The 1,927-nt window shown below is 65.3% G+C and carries 1 protein-coding gene and 1 rRNA gene; one reads left to right on the forward strand and one right to left on the reverse strand.

Annotated elements, in window-relative coordinates; genetic code table 11:
- Window positions 1–510: ribosomal RNA gene (locus TNMX_RS11375) — 16S ribosomal RNA — on the forward strand; the annotation flags it as partial.
- 136 nt (window positions 511–646) lie between these two features.
- On the opposite strand, the gene TNMX_RS11380 is transcribed toward TNMX_RS11375, so the two are convergent.
- On the reverse strand, window positions 647–1,861 hold the full coding sequence (locus TNMX_RS11380; RefSeq protein WP_015716284.1) for a S8 family peptidase: 1,215 nt from the start codon (window positions 1,859–1,861) through the stop codon (window positions 647–649).
- Window positions 1,862–1,927: the final 66 nt, after the last annotated feature.

Below are 1,927 nucleotides of genomic sequence, written 5' to 3' on the forward strand. Positions count from 1 at the left end.
CGAGGGAGCCCCAGCACAGGTGCTGCATGGCCGTCGTCAGCTCGTGTCGTGAGATGTTGGGTTAAGTCCCGCAACGAGCGCAACCCCTGCCCTTAGTTGCCAGCGGGTTAGGCCGGGCACTCTAAGGGGACTGCCTGCGAAAGCAGGAGGAAGGCGGGGACGACGTCTGGTCATCATGGCCCTTACGGCCTGGGCGACACACGTGCTACAATGCCCACTACAGAGCGAGGCGACCCAGCGATGGGGAGCGAATCGCAAAAAGGTGGGCGTAGTTCGGATTGGGGTCTGCAACCCGACCCCATGAAGCCGGAATCGCTAGTAATCGCGGATCAGCCATGCCGCGGTGAATACGTTCCCGGGCCTTGTACACACCGCCCGTCACGCCATGGGAGCGGGTTCTACCCGAAGTCGCCGGGAGCCTTAGGGCAGGCGCCGAGGGTAGGGCTCGTGACTGGGGCGAAGTCGTAACAAGGTAGCTGTACCGGAAGGTGCGGCTGGATCACCTCCTTTCTAAGGAGCATGAAGCCCGTTCCTGCGCTTTCAAGACCCCGCGGTCCAAGCCGGTGCAACCCCCTATGGGGGGTTTTCTTTTTTCCCAGGAAAAACCAGCCCCCCGCCCTAGGGCGGGGGGTTTTTCGTGGAGAGGCTAGAATCCCCTCACGTTCAGGAAGGGCTCGGGGTGCGGATTCCCCGAGGTGTTTTGCCAGGTGGCGGTGCTTTCGGCGTTTTGCAGAAGGGCCTGCTTCACCTGGGCCGGGGTGTAGCTGGGGTAGCGGGAAAGCACCAAGGCGGCAGCCCCGGCCACATGGGGGCTGGCCATGGAGGTGCCGCTGATGGTGTTGTAGCTGGTGGTGGAGGAGTTCCAGGTGGAGAGGATGGAAACCCCGGGGGCGGCGAGGTCCACATCGGGGCCGTAGTTGGACCAGGAGGGCCAGTCGTCCTGGCTGTTGGTGGCGCTTACGGTGATGACCTCGTCGTAGGCGGCGGGGGTATGGTTGGCGGCGTTGTCGCCCTCGTTGCCGGCGGCCACCACCACGGTGATCCGGTAGTCGCACACCGCCTTCTGGATGACGTTGTGGAAGGCGTTGGTGGAGCGGGTGCTGGGGCAGTACTGGCCATCCTGGTCGTCGGTGCCGCTCCCCCCAAGGCTCATGTTGATCACCTTGGGCTTGCCCCCGTTGTTGTGACCGATCACCCAGTTGATGCCCTGGACGATACCGCTGGTGGAGCCGGAACCTGAGCCGGAGAGGACCTTCACCGCCCATAGCTCGGCGGCGGGGGCCACGCCCAAGACGCCCACGCTGTTGTTCACCGCGGCCACCGTGCCCGCCACATGGGTGCCGTGGCCGTTGTCGTCGTCGTAGGCCGTGCGGCACTTACCCCGACACTTCACCACCGCATACCCCCCCATCAGGTTGGTGAGGTCCTCATGCCCCACCTTGATGCCGGTGTCCACCACGTACACGGAGACGTTGGCGCCCTTGGCGGTGGTGGTGGGGGCGCCGATGCGGTCCACCCCCCAGGGGATGGTCTGGGCGTAGGCCTTCACCTCCTGGTCCGGGGTCAGGGCGTAGACCCTGGGGTCCTGGGCCAGGCGCTGGGCCTGGGTGGGGGTGAGGTTGCGGAGGATGACGGCCCCCAGGGCCTCGAGGCGGTCCTCTGCGGGGATGGAGAGGCCGTGGGCCCTTTCCAAAGCGGCAAGGCGTTCGGAGAAACGGGCGGGAAGCGTGGGCGAGGCTGTGGGCTCCAGGATGGCGATGTAGGTCTGGCCCGCTTCCCTAAGGGCCTGGGGTTGCACCGTGGCCTGCTGCTGGCAGGCGGCCAGGACCAGAAGGCTTAAAGCCAAGATGAGTTTCTTCATACTCCCCCCTTGCGGTACGCTGGCAACTCTATGCCCGGAGGCCTGGGGTTGTCAAGGCCTATAGTG

Source organism: Thermus sp. NMX2.A1, assembly GCF_000511705.1.
GTDB classification, from domain to species: Bacteria; Deinococcota; Deinococci; order Deinococcales; family Thermaceae; genus Thermus; species Thermus scotoductus.

Excerpts from the sequence above, each read along its gene's own strand:
- TNMX_RS11380 (WP_015716284.1), bottom strand. The coding sequence starts at position 1,861 with ATGAAGAAACTCATCTTGGCTTTAAGCCTTCTGGTCCTGGCCGCCTGC.